The organism is Reichenbachiella sp. MALMAid0571, from assembly GCF_040151475.1.
Classification (GTDB): domain Bacteria; phylum Bacteroidota; class Bacteroidia; order Cytophagales; family Cyclobacteriaceae; genus CAXBNB01.
The window spans coordinates 67,579-90,542 of record NZ_JBDKWG010000150.1 but is presented as its reverse complement, the minus strand read 5'-3'; the positions used below and the strand labels follow the sequence as shown (position 1 = coordinate 90,542).

Below are 22,964 nucleotides of genomic sequence, written 5' to 3'. Positions count from 1 at the left end.
GCAAGAAAGATTTCTACCTGTCGGTTAGACATGGCCTCCAAAGTCGGGATGACAAGGAGAAGTTTAGAGCTTAATACCTGCTTTTACAACTGAAGCAAGATCATCTCTTAATCTGTTGCCTTGTCACACTGAGCGCAGTGAAGTGTCTCAATTTGACTCTTGTGGAGGATAGTGGCAATCAACTCACTATTTGTGGATTAGACTTCAATCTTCCCATTATGCAATTCACAAATGGGAAAAATCAATTCGTGATCATTCCAATTTAAATTCCCATCAGTCAGACTAAACTTAGAAAACTGACTCTCATCAAGGTATTTTTTGATTGATGGGTGCAAAGATTTAGACAAGAATGGTTTGAAATCTACCAGCCTTTCTGTACCATCATTAAATTGAAGCCTTAACACATAATCCGACAAATACTTTGCGGAATCAATTTTTAGTTGTTCAAAACCTGATTCAATCTCTTTATAATCAACTAGTATTTTCATGACAATCGTTTTGTTATTTTTTCGAATTCATAATTCGATCTTAAAAACGTTAACCAATCTACAACTTCAAAATGCTTTTCGTTTCGTCTTAGGGAGACCCTAAGACTAGTGGAGTTACGGCTTCAAATCACGGCTATAGAGAGGGAAATATGGACTAGGGAAGAACGGTTTTAAATTGGTAGTTTAAGCATGCCTTCATGTCATTTGCAAATTTAAATTATTTGGGTATTCCAATTGTAAGTTTGTTGTGATCGAATGGTATTTTCATTTTCATAATTGATTTTGATGGATCTATATTGTTTTCAAATTTCAGTCTAAAACCATTTAATTCTGAAAGTTTTTTAATCACGTTCATTCCAACACCAGCTCCTGCATAGCCCAACCTTTCAGAGTAATCGCTTGAGAATCCGTCTTCAAAAATCTTATTCAATTCATCCTTTTGAACCCTTAAGCTAATCATGTCAAAAATTATATCCTGATAATCCGAATCATCAATCACCGTGATTATAAATTCAGAATCTGCTGCAACATATTTAGTTGCATTATCAAAAATGTGACATAAAATGGAAGACATTGATTTATAATCAAAGTTCATCATGCCAACACATTTGTCCATGTTTACTGAAATTCCTTTATCAATAAAATCAAGCCAAAAGGAAGATAGTGAAAGAGTAATTACCTTATGAATTGAGTGCTTTTGTAAATCTATGTATGGATTGGGTGTATGCATGATATCATACACGTCAAATTCAGATTTGATGAGATTAGCATTTTTTAGAATTCTCAAGAGGGTCGTAACTGCATGATCAGGGTTCTTTTCTAATATTGATTTAACCACCTCTCGTTGATTGCTACGTCCCCCTGAAACTTTCTCCTGTGGAAGTAGCTTAAATAATTCCTGATGAATTTTGGTTGTATAAGTTGAGAGATTGTGTTTAAGCCTTCTTGTTTTCTTTCTCTCTTCCTCAGACATTGTTCTATAAGAGTCTTGATATGCTTTTAGAAAACCCTTTGATGCTTGGATTTGATGCTTAAATATTTTGTTCGTCTTGTTTGGATCAAAACAGCATAAATACAGAATCAGATTATCACTATCAATTATACCTTGGCGTTTTTTTATTCCTTGTACTGTACATAAAACAGCTTCAAATTCTTTATCACAGTTTACAGCATCATCTATTAATTCATTTGGCAAATCGGTTGAAAGTACTTTGCCTTTTTTTGTGCGAATCAAATAATTCATGGCTTGGTAGTACCTGTAATAAATAGTTGAACAATATTGGCTATTGCTGCTGCATTTTGGAGGTTGAAAATTCTTGCAACGTTGGTGTTAGAAAAATTCTTGCTTCCTTGGATTTTCACTAAGCTCTTTACAACTTCGTCAAACTCCACTGAATATCCTGTTTCCCTTTGAATTTGTTTTTGTATTCGCTCAATACATTCATTAAATGAAAAGGATTCTTTTGCATATTTTTCAACGAGGATTTGAAATTGATAAGGATCTGAATTTTTGTTAAGCCTATTATCTGCAAGTTCAAATGCTGGATGAAAAGTCTCTATTTTACCTTGCTCCTCTGCAGAATAAACTATTAATTTTTTTGTAGGGTATTTTTGCTTTATAGCTTCAGCCAGTCCTAAACCTTCTTCACTAAATTTTAGTTTTTTACCGACTCCTTGAATATCTGAGAATATAATGTGTGCTTCTCTAATTTCTTTTTGATCTAATGAATCTAAATCCTTTACACTTCTAGTGTTAGTCCAGCCTGCATCATTTAAAATATCTACTACAGGAAACTTTCTGTCATCGATAAACAAAATATTACAAACTATTTTTATTTCATCAAGAGTCCTGTTCGGCAATTGTACTCTTTTCTTTTTAAACCAGTTGAGCATAGTTATAATTTATAACAAACAAACATATTAGTTGGGATCTTTTCTAAGTGATTTTCCAAAGTAAACCTCATCACAACAAACCAGTAAATACACCATTGTCATTACTCTGTTGAAAAAATTATGCTAGGAGTCTGTCGGACTTAATAAACCACCCAATTATTTATATCTTGGGGCATGATATCATTTATTGGAGCGGATAGAGAACAAGTTTCTTTTATGCCACATGACCTTAACGATTGGCTACCTGAAGATCACTTGGCAAGATTTGTAGTTGACATAGTAAGTAAAATGGATTTACGTCAAGTTTATTCAACCTATTCTGGCAAAGGAAGCACCCCTTACGACCCTAAATTACTACTCTCTCTTATTTTTTATGGCTATTCGACAGGTGTCTTTAGTTCCCGGAAAATAGAAACATCGACCTACGATTCTGTTGCTTTTCGCTTCATTGCAGGAAATCATCACCCCGATCATGACACAATTGCCAGTTTCCGTAAAAAATTTCTTCCCCAACTCAAAGGATGGTTTAAGGACATCCTTTTGATAGGCAATGAGCTTGGGCTCATCAAGTTGGGCAATATCTTCATTGACGGCACAAAAGTACAAGCAAACGCTTCTAAACATAAAGCGATGAGTTATAAAAGGATGCAGCAATTGGAGAAGCAATTAGACTGTGAAATCGAACAATTGATTACCCTTGGTCAAGAGCAAGATGAAAAGGATGATAAAACCACAATTGATATACCTGATGAAATAAAAAGGAGAAAAGACCGCCTCGTTAAAATCAATACAGCCAAAAAGGTTATCGAACAACGTCGCAAACAAGCATATCAAGAAGAGAAAGCGGAATTTGACAAAAAGCAAGAAGCCCGTAAGAAACATGAAAAAGAAACGGGTAAGAAGCCACCGGGCAAAGCACCAAAAGAGCCCTCCATAGCACCAAAAGATAAGGATCAATATAATTTCACTGATCCAGAATCTCGGATAATGAAGACAAGTAAGGGGTTTGATCAATGTTACAATGCACAAATAGCGGTAAATGGTGATATGTTGATTGTTGGCAATTATGCCAATGCCCATCACAACGACAAGCAAGAATTCTTGCCTGCCATTGAATCTGTTCCCGACGAATTAAAACCTCAAATCACCTCTGCGGTTGCCGATACAGGCTATTATTCTGAACACAACATCGAGAATTGTCCTGAAAACATCACTCCAATAATTGTCAAATCCAAGGAAAAACACAATAGCTATATTGAACAACTTCTAAACCCAATAAATGATAAGCAAAAAGAGATCTATCGAAAGAGGAAACATACAGTAGAACCTGTTTTTGGAATAATAAAAGAAGTATTAGGCTTTAGGAGGTTTTCCTTAAGAGGAAAAGACAACATAGACAATGAATGGGGATTGGTGTGTCTTTCTTACAATTTGAAACGAATGTTTAACCTGAAAGCCACTTAAAAAGAGATGACTTCAGTCCGGTTTAGCGCAAAAACAGGAAAAAAAACCAAAACCAAAACCGTATTCGAAAAAGGGACGATCAAAATCTAATTTTAGGTTCTGAAAATTGAATTTTTTACTCTCCTGATTATTGAAAGTCCGACAGACTCCTAGGGAACTAAAGCGTAGACTCGATCATAATGTTGAAATAAATTTCAAAACCAGTCCAATTGTTCATAGCATTCTTAGACCTTATATCAGGTCATTTCTTTATCTGGACAATGACCTGAATTCATATACTTATAGTTGGATTGATTGGACAAGAAAAGTAAGTAACAACAAATACATTTGTATACCTGGATTGGGATCAACAAAACCTTTTCATACTTATTCGTCCAGTTTTTGCGTTGACTTGAATGCCTTACCTGCAGGAGTGCAGGCTATTCCATTAAAGATACTTGACAGAGTTGATAATGAACATAATAATATTTCAGAATGGGGATTGGAGCAGTTTCAGAATCATTATTCAGACAAAAAGATTACCAAGGATGACATTTTTTATTACACCTATGGAGTCCTACACAATCCAGCCTACCGCAAGAAGTATGAACAAAACCTAAAGCGTGAGTTTCCACGATTGCCTTTTTATGAAGACTTTCATCAGTGGGCAAAGTGGGGCAAAGCATTGATGGATTTGCACATCGGCTATGAGGAGGTTGAGCCTTTTGAGGTGGACAGAAAAGACCTGGAATTGAAAGTCAAAGGAGCTGATCAGGAGCGGTTATTTAAGGACGGTACAGTCGATCCTATGTTTGCTGTCAAGGGTAAACTCAAGGTGAAACTCAAAGCGGATAAAGAGGAGGGTATTATCTATCTGGATGAGCTAACCAGCCTGCACGGCATCCCTTCAGAAGCCTGGGAATATAAGCTAGGCAATCGCAGTGCATTAGAGTGGATACTTGACCAGTACAAGGAAAAGAAACCAAAAGACAAAACCATTGCCGAGAAGTTCAACACCTACCGCTTTGCCGACTACAAAGAGCATGTCATCGACTTGCTCAAAAGAGTCTGCACCGTGAGTGTAGAAACAATGAAGGTAATCAGGGAAATGGAAAAAATTTAAAAACTAATAATATGAAGTATGTTGACCCAAAAGATGTTAAATCCCCTAAATCACAGATTAGTGGAACTCCTAAAATAATTTATGATGGAGGTAACGGCGATAATGCAGGTGATACAGGGTTTTCACTTGCTCGAATTACTTGGGGAGGAAAAGAAACTCTTGCCATACGTTGGAATGTATCCCATGCAGAATGGGATAATCAAAGTAAAGTTGATGAAAAAACCATTTGTAAAGGAAATCCTACTTCAAGAGGTTATCCAACATGGTTTGTAATCCCAGAACAAATATTTGATCCAAGCTCGGCTCCATGGAAAGATATTATGAAGAATCTATGAAGAATCTCCTTTTACTTCATGAAGCCATTGCTGTAATTCTGTTATCGAAAGAAAATAGAGAAGCAACATTGGAAGAAATTTCAAACGAAATAGCAAAAAGGGGATTGTACTTTCAAAAAGAAGGTGGAATTGCCCCTGCTGGTCAAATTCGACTCAGGACTCATCCAAATACAAAATCTGGTAAGACATATTCACATTTGTTTAGGTTCATTGAACCCAACAAAGTACAATTGCGGTGATTGGGAGAATAGTAAGAGCTCCTCTGACTCACTAACGGTTTTCACTTTAAATAAAAAAAGCCACTTACAAAACTTATGTAAGTGGCTGATAGTTAGTGACCTTGTCAGGATTCAAACCTGAAACCTCCTGAGCCGTAATCAGGTGCTCTATTCAGTTGAGCTACAAGGCCATTTTATAGTGCTGCAAAGATAAATGTTTGCAATTCTCTTAAAAATAAAAAGTTAAAAAATACCTTAGAAAAAAACATCCAATCAGTGGAATGCCATAGTATTTTAAAACCCTGATTCTATTTTGTTTTTCCATCCACCACAAAGCCATCCAGGGTTTGTACAGACCCAAAAGGAGGCAGAACAGACAGAAATAAATCAGAAAGGAAGTAAACCATAGAAGCACTTCCATAGATTGCTTTTTAGAGCTTACGTTTTACTTCTCTTTGTTCAAACCCTTCAATGACATCTCCTACCTTGATGTCGTTAAATCCTTTAATGCTGATACCGCATTCATAACCATGCTTCACTTCCTGCACATCTTCTTTGAATCGTTTCAACTGACCAATCTGGCCTTCATAAGTTACAATACCATCACGTATCAACCTGATGTTGTTTACACGCTTCACATAGCCATCTATCACAAAACATCCTGCTACGGTACCCACTTTCGATATTTTGAATATCTCGCGTATTTCTATGTTTCCGGTAATTACTTCTTCTACTGTAGGAGCAAGAAGGCCTTCCATTGCATCTTTCACTTCATTGATTGCATCGTAGATGATTGAGTAAAGTCTGATTTCAATTTCGTCTTTCTCTGCTATTTTTTTAGCACTGCCTGATGGCCTTACCTGAAATCCCACAATGATCGCATCGGATGCAGAAGCCAATAACACATCGGATTCTGATATCTGTCCTACTCCTTTATGGATGATGTTTACCTGAACTTCACTTGTAGATAATTTTAACAATGAATCTGAAAGTGCTTCAACGGAACCATCCACATCACCTTTTACTATGATGTTAAGTTCTTTAAATGAGCCAATGGCAAGACGTCTGCCGATTTCATCCAGGGTAATATGTTTTTTGGTTCGGATGCTTTGCTCTCTTTGGATTTGTTCTCTCTTGTTGGCAACTTCTCTGGCTTCCTTGTCAGATTCCATCACGTTGAATTTGTCTCCCGCCTGAGGAGCTCCGTCAAGACCAAGCATCTGTACAGGTGTAGATGGCCCTACAGATTTCAGGTTATGACCTAAGTGGTCAAACATTGCCTTGACTTTTCCAAAGAAAGAGCCTGCCAGTACGATATCTCCCACTTTTATTGTTCCGGCTTGAACCATAAGTGTGGTTACATATCCCCGGCCTTTGTCCAAAGTGGCTTCTACTACAGATCCAACTGCTTTTTTATTAGGGTTGGCTTTAAGTTCGAGCAATTCTGCTTCGAGCAATACTTTTTCCAAAAGTTCATCTATTCCCTGACCGGTTTTTGCAGAAATCTCCTGACACTGATATTTTCCTCCCCATTCTTCCACCAAAATATTTATGGCTGACAATGACTCACGAACCTTATCCGGGTTTGCATTCGGTTTATCAACTTTATTGATAGCAATCACTATAGGCACACCAGCGACCTGGGCATGATTTATTGCTTCTTTGGTTTGGGGCATTACGTCATCATCTGCTGCTACTACTATAATAACAATATCTGTTATTTTAGCACCACGAGCCCTCATTGCTGTAAATGCTTCGTGACCGGGAGTATCCAAAAAGGCTATTTTTTTGCCGTCATTAGTTAGTACGTCATAGGCACCAATGTGCTGGGTAATACCTCCGGCTTCACCTGAAGTTACTCTGGAGTCCCTTATGTAATCAAGTAATGATGTTTTACCGTGATCGACGTGTCCCATAATGGTAACAATAGGGGCACGGTCTTCCATTTGCTCTTCTGTATCTTCAGCCTCCTGAATATCTGTGTCATCATCTTCCGTTGTAAATTCTACGCTGAATCCAAATTCATCAGCGATAACAGTAATAGATTCAGCGTCCAGTCTCTGGTTGATAGAAACAAACATACCAAGTGACATACAGGTTGAAATGACCTCATTGACAGATACATCCATCAAACTCGCCAGGTCATTTGCAGAGATAAATTCTGTAACCCTGAGGTTTTTAAGGTTTTCCTGTTCTTGAAGCATTTTTTCTTCATGAGCTTCGGCAACCTGAGATCTTTTCTCTCTTCTGTATTTAGACCTGCTTACACCAGAGCCCTGAGAAGTACCTCCGCTCAATTTGGCCAGTGTTGCTTTTATTTTATCCTGGATTTCTTTATCAGTAAGCTCTTCCTTAACTACTCTTGGCTTTCTGTCTTTTGAAAACTTTCCTTTGTTATCTCCATTACCGGCATTAGGCCTTGGGTTTTGAGGAGAGGCATCTTTTCTTGCACTGCTTATTCTTTTCCTTGGCCTTTTTTGACGTGATTGACTTTCGTTTTTATTTTTATCAGAAGATGCTACAGGTTTATCCGGTTTAGGGGATTTTGTAGGCAATTCAATTTTTCCAAGTACAGTAAGGCCCTTCAATGAATCGGCTTTAGCCTCTATCACTTTGTTTTTAACTGGAGCAGATGCAGGTTTATCTTCTCTTTTTGGTTCGGGTTTTTCTTCCGGAGCTTCTTCAAGTTCAGTTTCAACTACTTCTTCAGTGGTTGTAGTTTCCGATATTATCTCTTCAGTAGTTTCCTGTACCTTTTCTTTTGTTGATTCCTTAACTTCAGTTTCTTCAGCTTTCTCTTTCTGAGCAGGTTTGTCTTCTACCGCTTCTGTATCGGGTTCAGTTTTTTCCGGTTTAGCCGGTTCTTCAACAGCACTTTTTGGTTTTTTATCTAAATCAATTTTACCAACAACCTTAATTCCTTGTAGCTTAGGACTTTCGATTTTTCTTTCTTCGGATGATGTAGCTGGTTTATCATCAGCAGTACTTAGATCGGCAGTATTATCCTTAATAAAGATGTTTTCTTCTTTTGCAGGTTTTTTTTCTTCCTGGTTGGCAGAAGAAGTAAGTACAACATTATCTGTTGATGAATTGCCAATAGTCAGGCTGGATGCTTCTTCTTTATCGTGAGCTGAATCTGCATATTCCCGAGCCAAAAGATCAAATTGATCGGAAGTAATTTTTGTATTAGGATTGCTGTCTATTGCATAGCCTTTATTTGCTAAAAAATCAATTATGGTGCTACTTCCCACATTTAATTTTCTTGCGGCTTGCCCTAAACGCATCATTTTACCTTCTGCCATATTAAATTTATTATTCTTACCTTTTCTATTCCTTTATTTTAATAGGAAAATTATTCAAATTCCTGTTTCAATACATTTACCAGGCTTTCGATGGTTTCCTCTTCCAGATCGGTTCTTCTTAAAAGATCTTCGGTTGTAAGAGCGAGAACACTTTTTGCAGTATCCAAACCAATTTTCCTTAATTCATCAATTACCCAATCTTCTATTTCATCAGAAAACTCAGTCAATGCTACATCTTCCTCTTCCTGTCCGTCGAGCTCTCTGAATACATCTATTTCTAAATCAACCAATTTGCTTGCCAACTTTATGTTTTGTCCACCTTTACCAATGGCCAGAGAAACCTGATCAGGCTTTAGGTAAACAGCTACACGTTTGCTTTCTTCCTCAATCTTTACGCTACTGATCTTGGCAGGGCTCAATGCACGGGCAATGTACAAATCCATATTGTCCGTATAATTGATCACGTCGATGTTTTCATTTTGTAATTCTCGTACGATGCTATGAATCCGGGAGCCTTTCATTCCTACACATGCTCCTACAGGGTCAATTCTATCATCATAAGATTCCACTGCTACTTTAGCTCTTTCACCCGGCTCCCTTACTACCTTTTTGATGGTGATCAATCCGTCATATACTTCCGGTACTTCACTTTCAAACAATCGCTCAAGAAAAACAGGGGATGTTCTTGAAAGGATTATTCGTGGATTTCCGTTTACTATTTCTACCCTGTCCACAATGGCACGAGCCGAATCCCCTTTTCTATAGCGATCTTTGTTGATTTGCTCAGACTTAGGAATCGTCAATTCATTGCCTTCAGCATCTGTAAGCAATACTTCTCTGCTTAGTATTTGATATACTTCACCAGTGATAATCTCACCCACCAAATCTTTGTATTTTTGAAAAAGTATGTCTTTTTCAAGATCTTTAATCTTTTGGATCAATGTCTGTCTAGCAGTCATTACCATCCTTCGACCAAAGTCCATGAGCTTAATTTCCTCTGCTACTTCTTCTCCGATTTCAAAATCAGGTTCAATTTTTCTTGCTTCACTCAGAGCAATTTTATCGTGATCCCAGATATCTTCAGAATTATCATCTACTATTTCTCTAAACCTCCAAATCTCCAAATCCCCTTTGTCAGCATTGATGATAATATCAAAGTTATCGTCAGTCTCAAATTTTCTTCGGATCATTGTTCTGAATACGTCTTCGAGTATTCTGATCATCGTTGGCCTGTCAACATTTTTGCTTCTGGCAAAATCCGCTAAAGATTCAATTAATACAGCACTTTCCATTTTTATTATTTGAATGAAATTAGAACAATGGTTTTATTTATGTTTTTGAAATTGATACTTCTTTCTTCAGTCAATTTTTTCTTTTTGTCTTTGAGTTCTTCAATTACAATTTCTTCGTTGGTAGCATTCAATAATTTGCCTTCTATTTCAGTTCCGTCATTCAATGTGGTTTTAATGTTTTTACCCACATTTTTTCGGTACTGCCTTAGCATAGAAATGGGATGATCCAATCCGGCTGAAGATACTTCTAAGGTCAAGGGATTATCGAGTTCGATGTTCTCATCCATGTATCGAGACAACCTGCGACTAATACTTGCACATTGGTCTATCGAAATGCCCTCATCTCCATCAAGCAAAATGGTAAGTTTTCCTCCTCTAGTGGTACCCTTATGTATAAAATCTACCAGAAAAAGTGTTTCTTCACTTTCCAGAATTTCATCCAACTGCGCCCTCAAATTTTCTACTACCTTTTCCAACTTAAAAATTAACCATAAAAATAGGGGACTGTTGTCCCCTCATTCACGAAATCTATATACGTTTCTGTTGCAAATTTAAAGTTTTATTTTCACAAAGCAAATTTTTGTATACTAATAAAATAAAACCATCACTATTGAGCCACTACTGTACTGTTGTTGGAGTTTTCAATAAATCATTTAACGTTTTTAGTATTAAATGTGTAAAATCTCTAACTTTATTTAGTGGATGCCATTTAGGTTTCTATTTTGCCTTTTTCTTGAGGTAATAAAATTTTAAACAACAGTAGAATAAACAAAATAATATTTCATGTTTAGCTTATTTTCTAATAAAGACAAGAAGAAAAAACAAATGGCCAGAAGCCATATAAATGCACTTTGGGAGATACTGCTGGCCGATGGCAGAACGCACGCAAATGAACTAAAAATGCTGTACGAAAGGGCTAACTATCATAAACTGACTAAAAAAGAAGTAGATGCCATTACCATAAACAGAAATGAAATCAGTGCCAATAAAGATGATATTCCTTTCATTAAACCTGAAACAGTTGAAGAACGATTTCATTTCATTTATGACCTGACATGTATGATGATGATCGACGGAGACATTGATTACCGGGAAAAAGAAATGTGTAAGGATTATGCCTTGCGTCTGGGATTTCAACGAAATTTTATTGATGAATTGATTGATAGTCTAACCAAAAATATTGGATCAGTTAGCAATTTGAATGAAATGTATCGTAAATTATACCCGATTATAAAAAAGCTCAAGATGGCAAATGATAATAAAAGCAGTTGACCGAATTAAAAGCTTTTTGAACCATAAAATAAAACCAGTATAAATTTAATATCTTTAACACAGGTTTTTTTGTTGTTATGCAATAAAATTTGGATACTAAATTCATATTCACATGTTAAGTTTATTTTCGAAAAAGGCAAAAAGAAGAAAGCAACTTTCCAGAAGCCACATTAAGTCTCTTTGGGAAATTGTATTGGCTGATGAAAAAATTCATGATGATGAATTGAACTTGCTATATGAAATAGCTGCTGGTTTCAACATAAGTAAAAAGGAGGTTCAAAAAATTAAAGATGAAAAGGATAATATTCCTTTTTTAGTGCCTGATACAAACGAGCAACGCTTCGAATTCATTTATAATTTTACACGGATGATGATGGTTGACGATGATATTGATTACCGTGAAATGCAAATCTGTAAAACTTATGCAATTGAATTGGGTTTCAAGAAAACTATAGTAGATGAGCTGGTGAAGAGCATAAGTAGTAACTTAAGTGTGGGAAACGACCTCAAGGAAACCTACACCAGACTTAGTTTTGTGATTCAAAAAAACCAACTGAAAACCTGAAGTTTCTGAGGCAAACTTCAAAGTAGTATCAGGATAAACGGATTTAAACCCAAATTACACAATAGAATTTTTTAGGGTATGGAATGGTTTAATCTAAATTTTCTTTCTGGTTATTTATCCCACAATTCTATATCTACTATAGTTTCCATGGAGCTTTTTGCTTTTCCTCTGAAGCCACCAATTACGGGCTTGGTCATATCAGGGTCAAAACTTGCAGAAACAGGGATGTAGGTTTCTGTAGTGAAAATACCAGCACTTGGATCCAATCCGATCCAGCCACTCTAACGGTGCAGTTCATGCAGAGTTGTTTGAAGGAGGTTTTCTGCTCTTCGGGGATTTGTCGGAGGAGGTAAAGAAAAGGAACATAGCGAAGATTAGTTGAATGACTGACCTTGAAAAAGAGAAATCGGTGACATAAGCCAAGTTGATTCGCTACTTGTATTTCAAAGACTTCTTGGCCAAATTTCTACCTTACCAATTCTATGATTTACAGAAGAGTAAGCTATTTGGGATAGAGTCCCGATGTAATCAATAGGGTTAGCCTTGTAAACAAAGTTGTTTCCGTCCCAAAGGTTCGGAGTATTAAACCATTGTGATATTGCTATTGGGCAACAGGTGAAAAAATAATATTTTTTTCATCAAAGTACAGTATTACACCGTGTCTATTTTCGGAAGAATCAGTTTTACAATTGCTCCTTTTTGAGTATTCATTATTTCAATTTGTCCATTATGAGCCTCTATTATTTGTTTACATAAAAAAAGAGATAATCCCGGATTTTTATTTACATGAGTCTTAGTATTAAAAGGTTGAATGCTTGAAATACTGAAATTTTCTGGAAATGGTATGCCCTCATTCTCAATGGAGACCACAAAAGATTCATTTTGAATAGCTGTTTGAATAGTTACCTGCGAGTCTATATTTCCAAATTTCAACGCATTATCAATAATGTAAGAAAAACATTTGTTCATAAATGATGGATCAAGTAATGAAATTGTAACATTGGGTTCACTTGCGTGGGTTATGGTAATGTTTTTCTGTTCAGCATTCTCTTGATATTTAATTATATTAGAAACAATTAGCTCATTGGGATTTACTGAACATAAGCTTAATGTATTTTTTCCTTTGGTATTGAAGAGTGAAATATCTAAGGCTTTATATGAGAAATTCTCTAACCTTTTTGCAGAGGTCTTCAAAATTTCCAACATTTCATTTACTTCTGAAGGAAGTTGAAACCGATTTAAAGTTGGTAATATTCCAATGATCCCATTTAAAGGTGTTTTCATCTCGTGACTGATGATATTTAGGAATTCTGATTTTGCAGCATCCAGATGAAGTAGTTTGTCCTTTGCAATTTTTAATTCGAGAGTCCTTTCTGCTACTTTATTTTCAAGCCATGTATTCACTTGCTTAAGCTTATCCCTACTATGTTTTAATTCAAGGTGAGTGTTAACTCTTGCAAGCAATTCCTTTGAATTAAAGGGTTTAGTCAGATAATCCTGACCTCCAATTTTAAAAGCGTTAACTATATTTTCTGTATCTACCAGGGCAGTTAAGAAAATAATTGGGATTTCCTTGAGGTTGTCTTGTTCTCGGATTGCTTTGCACGTTTCAAAACCATCCATAATCGGCATGTTAACATCTAATAAAACAAGATCATAGTCGTCGGATTCTATAAGGGCTTTCAATGCTTGCTGACCATTCATTGCAACGCCAATGATGTAATTTTTCTGCCGCAATAAACTTCCCAGAACTTGAATGTTTTTTTGTTGATCATCAACAATTAGAATTTTAGAATTCTTTTTCTCTTTAATTTCCATATTGTCGATTAATTCAAGTTCTGTCAATTTTAAAAACAACTTCTTCTTTATTCAATACTTTTAATTTCCTCTTTTAGCTGTTCCACTAATTCAGGAAATTTCCTTAGAGTTGGTATAAGTTTTTCTATATTAAAACTATCCACATAACTTACAATTTTATTGCTGTAACTAATTAGTATTGGAAGACCCATTTCTGATGAAATAGCGAGTAAATCTTTGCCAAACTCTTCAATTTCGTTGATTACTTGTTTCTTAATGACATTTTCATACTTTGGTAAAAACTCTAATTCAAGGGATTTAACAAATTCAGGAAGTTTCTGCTTTTGTTTTTCTGAAAGCATGTATGGGGGCTTGTCCATATTGGATGTACTGTGATCACTTTCTAATACCTCATGTTTAAGGTGTTTTTTCAACACATCAAATAAGAGTGTTATATCTAATGGTTTAAATAAGTAATCGTCAAATACGTCATTAACATTAGTTATTGTTTTTGCGATCGATGCGGTAAGCATTATTATCGGTATTGATTTTGTAAGTAAATTGGTTTTTAACTGTTTTGCGGATTCCATACCATCCATAACCGGCATACGTAAGTCCATGAGGATTAAATCAGGTAAATATTCTTGTGCCATGTTAAAAGCTTCTTCTCCATTTTTAGCCTCTAACATGGTCAGAGGTGACTTTTCAAGTAAATCAACGATAAGTTTACGATTTTCATCTATATCGTCGGCAATCAGTACTTTGGCTTCTTTAAATTTTATTTTATCTATATCGAATGCCTTTTCTTCAGTATCGATGTAATCCTCTGACACTGAAATGTTGGGAAGGAATATTTTGAATGTGCTGCCTTTACCAACTTTACTTTGTAGGCTGATAGTTCCGCCCATACGATGTAGTAGCTTTTTCGTAATAGACAACCCAAGACCAGTTCCTCCATATTTCATGACACTTTGTCCTTTCTGTTGATTAAAAGGTTCAAAAACAAGTTTTTGCTCATCAATGGGGATGCCTATTCCAGTATCTGTAACCAGAATAGTCAGATCGACATTTTGACTCTTTTTATTTTTTCTCTTGGCATTTAAGCTTAGTGTAATTTGCCCGTGATCGGTAAATTTAACAGCATTGCCGATAAGGTTAAATAATATCTGACGAATGCGAACTTCATCAAGTAACAGTATTTTAGGGATTGCATCTTTGTGTACTATTGAAAAGTTAATTCCTTTTTCTTCTACTTTTTGAGCAAACATATTTTCCATTTCACTCATCAATCGAATGAGGTTGATTGGTGCAGGTGTGATATCGATTTTATTGGCTTCAATTTTTGCAAGATCCAGAATATCGTTGATAATCTTTAATAGATTTTTTCCACTAGAACGTATTGATTCCACTTGCGAGCGTTTTTTTTCATCTTGTATAGATGTTGATAAAAGCTCTGAAAACCCAATAACAGCATTCATAGGAGTACGAATTTCATGACTCATATTGGCTAGAAACTCGCTCTTCGCTTGGTTTGCAGCATCTGCTGCCTCTTTGGATTTGATCAGATCAGCTTCAATGGATTTTCTAGCGGTAACATCAAATGTGACTGAAACATATTGGTATGGCTTTCCATTTAGGTCAAGAAATGGAACAATCGTAGAATCAACCCAATAGGAGTTACCGTCTTTGGCCTTATTGTTGATTTCTCCTCTCCAAACCAATCCTTCTGAAATTGTTGTCCAAAGATCCACAAAAAATTCTTTTGGATGAAACCCTGAATTAACCATCTTATGAGGTTTGCCGATAAGTTCCTTTCTGTTGTATTGAGATATTTTGCAGAAATTATCATTCACATGGGTAATAGTCCCTTTGAGATCCGTTACGGCAACAATGCTTGATTCGTCAAGAGCCAGTTTGTAATCCGAAATATCTTTAATGCTTTGCTGTAGTTTCTGTTGTGAAAGAGTTAATTCCTGAGTTCTCTTTGAAACCATTTCTTCCAGGTTTTTTTGATGGAATAAAATTTCTTTTTCAGCATTTTTCCGATCGGTAATATCGTGAAACCCTGCGATTAGCATTTGTTCATCACCTAGAGCCATTAATTTGAGCGATACTGAACAGTGGAATAGTTTTCCATCGGTCTTTTTCAATACCACTTCAAAATCATCGACAGCACCATTCTCCATAACAGCTTTCAATAGAACATTTCGATCCTCTTGATTTTGATAGAAATCTGGCGATTTTTTTCCTATGGCTTCAGATACTGTAAGATTAAATAGTTTTCCAAGACTATCGTTAGCCATAACAACTACCCCATTATTTACTTTGGTCATAACCATAGGAACTGGAGATGTTTCAAAGATTGTGCGCATACGATTTTCACTTTCTTTCAGTGACTGCTCTCCTAATTTGCGTTCGGTTATATCCATATTTGTTCCTATCACACGAATGGCTTTTCCCGAATTATCAAGTTCAACAAAACCTGTGGCTTTAATATAGTGAATGGATTTGTCTGGCCAGATTATGCGATATTCAGTTTGAAACTCCTGCTGTAGTTGTTGTATGGTCATTTGGAATTCTTCATTTACCCTAGGCAAATCATCAGGATGAAGTAAACCTTCCCATGCCTCATAAGTACCTGCAAATTTTCTAGGTGAAATTCCATATAGTTTACACGTTACCTCATCCAAAATAACTTTGTTAGTGATTGGATTCATTTCCCATATTCCAATATTAGCCGTACTGGTGGCAAGTTGTAATCGACTGGTTATATTTTGAATTTCCCTCTCAGCCATTTTTCTGTCGGTAATGTCTTCTACAGTACCTTCATAAAACAATACTTCACCATCAATTCCTTTGACAATCCTGGCATTTTCACGTACAGGAATTCTTTTTCCGGTTCGTGTGATCCAGCTTTCTTCCAATCCTTTTACATATCCATCCTTATGAATCATTTCCACAAATTCACTTCGCATGATATCAGAATCCTCACTATAGCCTTCCTTTTCCAAGTTTCTTTCCTGAAGCTCACTTAAAGAATTAAATTCAAGCATTTCCAATAAGGTTGAATTCGCATTGATGATTTTTCCATCAGGGGTCGTTTGATATATTCCAAGAGGAGAGTTTTCAAATAAACTACGGTATTGTTCATGACTTAAGTGCAGACGTTCCTCATTGAGTTTTTGCTCTGTAATATCACTTACTGTTCCTATTAGTCTTGTTGGATTATTGTTGTTGTCATATTCAAGTTTTCCAAGACCATGAATCCATCTCTCCTCTTTGTCATTATTTCGTATTATTTTATATTCATTATCTAAAAACTGTTTTTCTAATATTGCATCATTTAAAGCATTCATTAATTTTTCTTTGAAATCGGGGTGAACGAGTGCACTCCATCCTTCAATAGAATGAGGGTAATTTTTATCTACTCCTAATATGACATCAAGAACCTCTGAACTTTCCCATGTTCCAGTTTTTATATCAAGGGAATAGTTACCTAACTTGGTAATTTTCTGTGATTCTCTAAGTAGTCGTTCACTTTCCTGGAGTTTAGCAGTTAAACGTTCTGCTATTTGGTAAGCCTGATACTTTGTGCCTGAAAATGATCGGGTAAGAAAGAATAGCAATATACTGATAATACACCCTCCTGTAAGTACAAACCATGAGCCTGCATGATCAATTAAAATATTTCCTTTTTTTTGAGTAAACGCAAGAATCCATTGATGTCCATTAAAATCAATAGGTATATTTAAAGAGAAATGTATTTTCGATTCTTTTTGCTTTGCGGATTTATGAGATGTAAATAATATTGACTCAGGAGAATAACTAAATCCATCATAAATATCTAAATAGTACGTATTTGGATTGTCCTCTAGTTCCCATGTGGACAGAATCTCAGAGAACATGTCATTCATGCTATAGCGACTATAGACCCAGCCTTTCAATGCAGCACGACGTTGTTGTAAGGTTTTTATTTCTGCTCCTTTTTGGTAAACCGGAACATACATTAAATTGCCAGCTTGAACATCTGCCTCAGTGTCCTGAGTCAATAGTACTTTTCCTGAAAGTGCTGCCAAATTCAGGTCACGAGCTCGCTCCATGGCTTCCCTATGTACCGAATCGGTTATCATATCATAACCAAAGACCCCCATGTTTTGCTTAGAGAATGGCTCAATGAAAATTATAGACGTATATGTTTCTCGTTTATTTTCTGGCCAAACTACGTAATCTGGATAGCCCTCGCTCCTGATATTTCGGATATGCTCGTTTAAATTATTTTTTGGAATTCTTAAGGAAAATCCTGTTTCCAAAACCCCAGGAAAGTTCAGCCTTATCTGCGATTGCTCGGTGAAATCTCTCCACTCTTCACGTGTAATTGTATCAGACGAACCGAAGAAAGCTGCCCCACTGCGAAGTAGCTGGGCATTGACTTGTAGTCGTAAATCTATTTTGCTTACAATTTCTTTACATTCAAATTTGAATTTAGATTTATTTATTTGATGGATTTCAGAGTTAACATAAATTGTTACTGTAAATGTCACTAAAAGACCTGCTACTAATATTGACCAAGCAATCCAATAATCGACTTTCTTCATAGTTGTTGCCTAACTAAATACTACTAAATATAAAAGTTTTTCTCTTATTTGCCTAAATTTATAGCTTCAACAAGCAAGCACAAAGATCATCTATAAAGTCTTAATTCACCCTTTTAGAGCACTCTGATGGAATATTCAGGAGTCTTTGCTTTGACATTGCTTTAACCCTTGAATGGGGTTCTATTGTCACTATTTCTTGGGTATCAGAAGCAAAAAGTGTTCAAACACAGCAAGATATTGCTCATCCTACGCAGGTAGAATGGGTGTTATCCGTCACATTTCAGTTGGTATTGAAAATGTGAAAGAAATCGGAACAATAATTCCATGATGTAAGAAAGAAGGTTTTTGGTCAACCTGATTTTGGGGTATTGAGAATAGCTAAAGTTCTTACTTAATTTGATTCTGTTTTCTGTTATTTATCCAACAATTCTATATCTACGGCAGTTTCCATGGAGCTTTTTGCTTTTCCTCTAAAGCCACCAATTACGGGCTTGGTCATATCAGGGTCAAAACTTGCAGAAACAGGAATGTAGGTTTCTGTAGTGAAAATACCAGCACTTGGATCCAATCCGATCCAGCCTCCTCCGGGCAGGTAGGCTTCTACCCAGGCATGCAGTTCATGCCCCTCTTCCAGTTCGGGGTTGTAAGAATACCCACTTACGAACCTGGCAGCAATACCCCGATGACGTAAAATATGAATCATCATCCAGGAGAGGTCACGGCAAGAGCCCATTTTCTTATCAAAAACCTCATCAGGACCCATTAAATTCGATTCCATTCTGATAATGTGTTTGTTGTCGGAATGAATGGATTGGTTCAGAAAAGACAGGTATGTAATCAGGTTTTCTCCGGCACTCTCTCTTATTTCATTCGACCATGCTGACAGTCCTTTTGATAAGGGCAATGTTTGAAGGTAAAACGAGAGTGCTTCCTTTTCAAATTCTCTGTAGATTTTGTTATTAGAATCACCCACCGGGCTATCTACGAAAAAATCGAACGGGTTATATTTTTTCAATCTGAGTTCAAGTTTTACTTCGATATTCAGAGAATTTGTCATGTCATTAAACCACGCTTGATGGTATATGTTGCTTTCTAAGCCGGGCCTCTCTACCAACCCTGATGGCTTGGGGTGAACCTTTAAATCAAAATTAACCAAATCATAATATGGCCTGTGAGCAGGGGTGAAAGTAAGGTAATGAGGTTCTAAAAAAACATCCTGCTCAAAGGTATATTTAGTCGAATGGTTAATTTTTAATATCATTTGACAAGCTGAGTTTCCTCTATGAAAGACTTGCCCAATATCTGGGCAGGAATGTTTTCTATAGCATCTTTAATTCTTGAATTCCAATAGTCGGATAAATGCCCCAAATCTTTCTCGGTATATCGGTGTTCTATCATCTGATAAGAATTATTTTTCAGTGTAATGGTATCTATCGGATAGTCCACATCATTTGCTGAAAGTCTCGTTGCATCAAAAGACAAGAACGCACACTTCATTCCAAAATCCAGAGAACTGTCTATGGTAAAGGAGCGCTTCAAAATAGGATTGCCATATCCGGTATTACCGATAATTACATACGGAGTGCTTTCTACTATTTCTATCCAATTGCCCTGTGGATAGAGCAGGTATATTTTAGGTTCATGATCATGCTCCAATTGTCCACCAACGATAGCGTACAAATTGAAAGAGAATCCTGCTTCCTCCAGAGATGCCTTGTCCTCTCCAGCGACACGTTTTACCTGTTCGGCAAAAGCATTGACAGCTTTGTATAATTTATCGAAACTATCGTCATTTTCTTCTATTACTTCATTGAAATAGGTAATGGCCTTATCCCTTACTGACCTGAGCCCGGAGGTCATTATAAATAAAGAATGCCTGTCTCTGTTTACAGAGAAAATTTTTTTTGCTGAAGTAGTATCGTTACCTGTCGTAATTCTCGTATCGGCGAAACCAATAATCCCTTCTCTGGTTTTCAATCCCAAACAGTATGTCATTGTTCTTGTGTTTTTTGTTCGATAAAATTAGGTTTTATTTTAAAGAAGTGGTCATATACTTCATCTGAAATTTGAACTAATTTTATTTGTATTCCGTCAATGTATTCATGTAAGCCCGATTTGATGATTTCTGAAACATCGGCATATTGTAAATCTGACACCAGAGACCCCAACTCCTTTTCAGCCTTGTTGGAATATCCCCCGTCAGTTGTTCCCGATACTACGGACAGGCATTTTTGTGCTTCTTTTAGAGAAAAAAGAATACTTCTCGGGAATTGTTTGTTTAAAGTCAAAAACTCTACTACTCCGGATATTTCTATAGTGCCATATTCCCTACAGTACAACTCAAATCCGGTGACAGACTTAAGCAAAGCTGTCCATTGAAGGTAGTCTATTGGAGAGCCAACATCATCTAATGATGGCAGTAGCAAGTGGTATTTTACATCCAAAATCCTGGAGGTTTTATCCGCCCTTTCTATGTATTGCCCCAGTTTTGAAAAATACCACCCCTGTCCGCGACTGATAGAGTCTTCTGAGATACCATATAGTAGCTGAATATCAAGTTTTACCTGTTTAAAAAATTCTCTTGGATCTTCACGTGTCCATATTTTTTGTTTTTTTCCTTTCAACACAAAATAATATGTCTCATTTAGCTTCTCCCAAATCTCTTTGTTTAGTGAGCCTCTTACCGTTCTGGCTATTTCACGAGATGCTTTGATACAACTTATTATGGAATTTGAATTTTCCTCATCAAAGGCCAGAAAATACATGGCATTTTGACGATCAAAATTATTATTTTTTTTATGATATGACTCAATATCACCAGTGGTTGCTATCAATGGCATCCATTGCTCTTGCACGTCCGGAGGTAGGTCCAGCGATAAATTGAAATTTACATCAATAAAGCGGGCATAATTTTCTACTCTTTCCAGGTACCTCCCTAACCAATATAATGAATCTGCTACTGTGCTTAACATAAGTAAATTTTAATTGTATAAAACCCAAGTGTCTTTGCTTCCACCTCCCTGCGAGGAATTTACCACCAGTGACCCTTTTTTCAAAGCTACCCTGGTGAGTGCTCCGGGAATTACCTCTACTTTCTCCCCATACAAAACATAAGGTCTTAAATCCACATGCCGGCCATCTATTTTGGATTTTGATATAGTAGGTACTGTAGAAAGGGACAAGGTTGGCTGTGCTATGTAGTTGCTAGGGTTGCTGCTTATTAGCTTTTTAAATTTTTCATGTTCTGATTTTGTGGTTTTTGGACCAATAAGCATTCCATAGCCACCAGCTGCATTGGTTTCTTTTACCACCAGATTTCCGATATTTTCCAATACATATTTTTTGTCTTTTTCTTCCCGACAGAGATAAGTAGGTACATTCTCTATAATCGGATCTTCTCCCAGATAGTATTTAATGATTCTGGGAACATAGGCATAAACTGCTTTGTCGTCAGCCACTCCGGTTCCGGGAGCATTGGCCAATGCTACATTTCCTTTTTTAAATGCCCTAAAAAGACCAGGTGTGCCCAATAACGAGTCTTTTCTGAAAGTCATAGGATCCATAAATTTATCGTCGATTCTTCTATAGATAACATCTACTTGCTTGAGCCCTTTGGTTGTTTGCATGAAAACGAAATCATTTTCTACGATTAAATCCTGTCCTGTAACAAGTGTGACACCCATTTCATTGGCCAAATAGGAATGCTCAAAATAGGCGGAATTAAAAACTCCGGGTGTAAGTACCACTACTGTTGGCTTTGCCTTGTCTGACATGTACTGTAGCATATTGAGTAATTTGATCGGATAATCAGAGACTGGCCTTACACCCATAGAGCTCAACAATTGGGGAAAAGCTCGTTTTAGAATTTCTCTGTTTTCCAGCATATATGACACTCCGGAAGGGCATCTTAAATTATCCTCCAGTACATAGAAATGCCCTTTGCCATCCCTTACCAGATCAGTGCCGATTATATGACACCACCTGCCTTTTGGAGGAGTGATCCCTGAGCATGGGTCTAAATAATCCTGGCTTGACAATACCAATTCTTCAGGTACAATTTTGTCCTTAAGTATTTTGCCGCCATTATATATGTCCTGTAAGAATAAATTGAGTGCTTCAATACGCTGGGCTAATCCTTTTTCGATCACTTCCCAATCCTTACCATTGATTACCCGGGGTATTATGTCCAGAGGGAGGATTTTTTCTTTCCCTTTTTTGTCATGGTAAACATTGAAGGTCATGCCAATAGCACGTTGTGCCTTGTCGGTAGAATGCTGAAGTTGCATTAACTTCCTTGTAGAAAGGTCTTCAATCTTTTCTTTAAACATTGCATAGTGAGAACGACACTTTTCATTTGACTCAAACATTTCATCGTAGATATGTTCAGTCACATAGGGCTGAAATTTCATAAAAATCCTGCTTTAAAGATTTTAAATAGAATTGAGCTTTTGCGTGTGGGATTTTTACTTAAAGGCTATTTTTGTTAAAAATAAATCGTCAATTATAGATTTATATTATCAATAACTAAAATAGGGTAAGCATGTAGTACCTCAATTCTGAAAAGATTAAATATAGGTAAGTAAAGTGAAATCCTGCTAGAAACTATAAATCTTTTTCAAAAGAAATAATTTAAACCTTCTG

19 protein-coding genes and 1 tRNA gene are annotated in these 22,964 nt (G+C 36.4%); 6 read left to right on the top strand and 14 right to left on the bottom strand.

Annotation, left to right across the window (positions count from 1 at the left end; genetic code table 11):
* Positions 1-197: 197 nt before the first annotated feature.
* From AAOP42_RS21630 to AAOP42_RS21620, 3 genes are all read right to left on the bottom strand, one after another.
* Positions 198-488 carry a DUF2442 domain-containing protein gene (locus AAOP42_RS21630; protein WP_349530677.1) on the bottom strand — a complete coding sequence of 97 codons (291 nt, stop codon included), beginning with the start codon at positions 486-488 and terminating at the stop codon, positions 198-200.
* A gap of 217 nt (positions 489-705) precedes the next feature.
* A complete protein-coding gene (locus AAOP42_RS21625) occupies positions 706-1,731 on the bottom strand; it encodes a histidine kinase (protein WP_349530676.1) in 1,026 nt (341 codons plus the stop codon).
* Positions 1,728-2,381 carry a hypothetical protein gene (locus AAOP42_RS21620; RefSeq protein WP_349530675.1) on the bottom strand — a complete coding sequence of 218 codons (654 nt, stop codon included), beginning with the start codon at positions 2,379-2,381 and terminating at the stop codon, positions 1,728-1,730. Before AAOP42_RS21620 ends, AAOP42_RS21625 begins: the two co-directional genes overlap by 4 nt.
* Before the next feature lie 174 nt (positions 2,382-2,555).
* Here AAOP42_RS21620 and AAOP42_RS21615 point away from each other — a divergent pair, with 174 nt between their 5' ends.
* From AAOP42_RS21615 to AAOP42_RS21600, 4 genes are all read left to right on the top strand, one after another.
* The gene (locus AAOP42_RS21615; protein ID WP_349530674.1) at positions 2,556-3,845 is read left to right on the top strand and encodes a transposase; all 1,290 of its coding nucleotides are present in this window, start codon (positions 2,556-2,558) and stop codon (positions 3,843-3,845) included.
* Between the two features lie 130 nt (positions 3,846-3,975).
* Positions 3,976-4,947 carry a type ISP restriction/modification enzyme gene (locus AAOP42_RS21610; RefSeq protein ID WP_349530673.1) on the top strand — a complete coding sequence of 324 codons (972 nt, stop codon included), beginning with the start codon at positions 3,976-3,978 and terminating at the stop codon, positions 4,945-4,947.
* Positions 4,948-4,958: 11 nt separating this feature from the next.
* Complete coding sequence (locus tag AAOP42_RS21605) at positions 4,959-5,282, top strand: hypothetical protein (protein WP_349530672.1); 324 nt, start codon at positions 4,959-4,961, stop codon at positions 5,280-5,282.
* A complete protein-coding gene (locus AAOP42_RS21600; RefSeq protein WP_349530671.1) occupies positions 5,279-5,521 on the top strand; it encodes a hypothetical protein in 243 nt (80 codons plus the stop codon). The genes AAOP42_RS21605 and AAOP42_RS21600 overlap by 4 nt, the downstream gene beginning before the upstream one ends.
* Before the next feature lie 96 nt (positions 5,522-5,617).
* Here AAOP42_RS21600 and AAOP42_RS21595 read toward each other — a convergent pair.
* From AAOP42_RS21595 to rimP, 4 genes are all read right to left on the bottom strand, one after another.
* Positions 5,618-5,691 (bottom strand) — tRNA-Arg (locus AAOP42_RS21595).
* A 240-nt stretch (positions 5,692-5,931) separates the two neighbouring features.
* Positions 5,932-8,802, bottom strand: coding sequence for a translation initiation factor IF-2 (gene infB / locus AAOP42_RS21590; RefSeq protein ID WP_349530670.1), 2,871 nt, complete (start codon positions 8,800-8,802; stop codon positions 5,932-5,934).
* 50 nt (positions 8,803-8,852) lie between these two features.
* Positions 8,853-10,094 (bottom strand): transcription termination factor NusA, encoded by a 1,242-nt coding sequence (nusA, locus tag AAOP42_RS21585; protein ID WP_349530669.1) that lies wholly within the window; start codon positions 10,092-10,094, stop codon positions 8,853-8,855.
* Positions 10,095-10,099: 5 nt separating this feature from the next.
* Positions 10,100-10,570: a ribosome maturation factor RimP gene (gene rimP, locus AAOP42_RS21580; RefSeq protein ID WP_349530668.1), complete on the bottom strand. Its 471-nt coding sequence runs from the start codon at positions 10,568-10,570 to the stop codon at positions 10,100-10,102.
* A gap of 307 nt (positions 10,571-10,877) precedes the next feature.
* Between rimP and AAOP42_RS21575 the strand changes: the two genes are divergently transcribed.
* Together AAOP42_RS21575 and AAOP42_RS21570 are read left to right on the top strand one after the other, a co-directional pair.
* Positions 10,878-11,366, top strand: coding sequence for a hypothetical protein (locus tag AAOP42_RS21575; RefSeq protein ID WP_349530667.1), 489 nt, complete (start codon positions 10,878-10,880; stop codon positions 11,364-11,366).
* 112 nt (positions 11,367-11,478) lie between these two features.
* Entirely contained in the window at positions 11,479-11,931 is a 453-nt protein-coding gene (locus tag AAOP42_RS21570) for a TerB family tellurite resistance protein (RefSeq protein ID WP_349530666.1), read from the top strand.
* A 110-nt stretch (positions 11,932-12,041) separates the two neighbouring features.
* On the opposite strand, the gene AAOP42_RS21565 is transcribed toward AAOP42_RS21570, so the two are convergent.
* From AAOP42_RS21565 to AAOP42_RS21535, 7 genes are all read right to left on the bottom strand, one after another.
* The gene (locus AAOP42_RS21565) at positions 12,042-12,197 is read right to left on the bottom strand and encodes a hypothetical protein (RefSeq protein ID WP_349530665.1); all 156 of its coding nucleotides are present in this window, start codon (positions 12,195-12,197) and stop codon (positions 12,042-12,044) included.
* A gap of 385 nt (positions 12,198-12,582) precedes the next feature.
* A complete protein-coding gene (locus AAOP42_RS21560) occupies positions 12,583-13,776 on the bottom strand; it encodes a hybrid sensor histidine kinase/response regulator (RefSeq protein ID WP_349530664.1) in 1,194 nt (397 codons plus the stop codon).
* Between the two features lie 20 nt (positions 13,777-13,796).
* Positions 13,797-18,323, bottom strand: coding sequence for a PAS domain S-box protein (locus tag AAOP42_RS21555; protein WP_349530663.1), 4,527 nt, complete (start codon positions 18,321-18,323; stop codon positions 13,797-13,799).
* A gap of 412 nt (positions 18,324-18,735) precedes the next feature.
* The gene (locus tag AAOP42_RS21550) at positions 18,736-19,584 is read right to left on the bottom strand and encodes a transglutaminase family protein (protein ID WP_349530662.1); all 849 of its coding nucleotides are present in this window, start codon (positions 19,582-19,584) and stop codon (positions 18,736-18,738) included.
* A complete protein-coding gene (locus tag AAOP42_RS21545; protein ID WP_349530661.1) occupies positions 19,581-20,318 on the bottom strand; it encodes a proteasome-type protease in 738 nt (245 codons plus the stop codon). The genes AAOP42_RS21550 and AAOP42_RS21545 overlap by 4 nt, the downstream gene beginning before the upstream one ends.
* Complete coding sequence (locus tag AAOP42_RS21540; protein WP_349530660.1) at positions 20,315-21,295, bottom strand: alpha-E domain-containing protein; 981 nt, start codon at positions 21,293-21,295, stop codon at positions 20,315-20,317. Before AAOP42_RS21540 ends, AAOP42_RS21545 begins: the two co-directional genes overlap by 4 nt.
* 9 nt (positions 21,296-21,304) lie before the next feature.
* Positions 21,305-22,732 carry a circularly permuted type 2 ATP-grasp protein gene (locus AAOP42_RS21535; protein WP_349530659.1) on the bottom strand — a complete coding sequence of 476 codons (1,428 nt, stop codon included), beginning with the start codon at positions 22,730-22,732 and terminating at the stop codon, positions 21,305-21,307.
* Positions 22,733-22,964 lie beyond the last annotated feature (232 nt).

Coding starts and splice junctions, on each gene's coding strand:
- AAOP42_RS21545 (WP_349530661.1), bottom strand. CDS start 20,318: ATGACATACTGTTTGGGATTGAAAACCAGAGAAGGGATTATTGGTTTC.
- AAOP42_RS21625 (WP_349530676.1), bottom strand. CDS start 1,731: ATGAATTATTTGATTCGCACAAAAAAAGGCAAAGTACTTTCAACCGAT.
- AAOP42_RS21555 (WP_349530663.1), bottom strand. CDS start 18,323: ATGAAGAAAGTCGATTATTGGATTGCTTGGTCAATATTAGTAGCAGGT.
- AAOP42_RS21615 (WP_349530674.1), top strand. CDS start 2,556: ATGATATCATTTATTGGAGCGGATAGAGAACAAGTTTCTTTTATGCCA.
- AAOP42_RS21535 (WP_349530659.1), bottom strand. CDS start 22,732: ATGAAATTTCAGCCCTATGTGACTGAACATATCTACGATGAAATGTTT.
- AAOP42_RS21630 (WP_349530677.1), bottom strand. CDS start 488: ATGAAAATACTAGTTGATTATAAAGAGATTGAATCAGGTTTTGAACAA.
- AAOP42_RS21540 (WP_349530660.1), bottom strand. CDS start 21,295: ATGTTAAGCACAGTAGCAGATTCATTATATTGGTTAGGGAGGTACCTG.
- AAOP42_RS21620 (WP_349530675.1), bottom strand. CDS start 2,381: ATGCTCAACTGGTTTAAAAAGAAAAGAGTACAATTGCCGAACAGGACT.
- AAOP42_RS21570 (WP_349530666.1), top strand. CDS start 11,479: ATGTTAAGTTTATTTTCGAAAAAGGCAAAAAGAAGAAAGCAACTTTCC.
- nusA (WP_349530669.1), bottom strand. CDS start 10,094: ATGGAAAGTGCTGTATTAATTGAATCTTTAGCGGATTTTGCCAGAAGC.
- AAOP42_RS21550 (WP_349530662.1), bottom strand. CDS start 19,584: ATGATATTAAAAATTAACCATTCGACTAAATATACCTTTGAGCAGGAT.
- AAOP42_RS21600 (WP_349530671.1), top strand. CDS start 5,279: ATGAAGAATCTCCTTTTACTTCATGAAGCCATTGCTGTAATTCTGTTA.
- infB (WP_349530670.1), bottom strand. CDS start 8,802: ATGGCAGAAGGTAAAATGATGCGTTTAGGGCAAGCCGCAAGAAAATTA.
- AAOP42_RS21575 (WP_349530667.1), top strand. CDS start 10,878: ATGTTTAGCTTATTTTCTAATAAAGACAAGAAGAAAAAACAAATGGCC.
- AAOP42_RS21605 (WP_349530672.1), top strand. CDS start 4,959: ATGAAGTATGTTGACCCAAAAGATGTTAAATCCCCTAAATCACAGATT.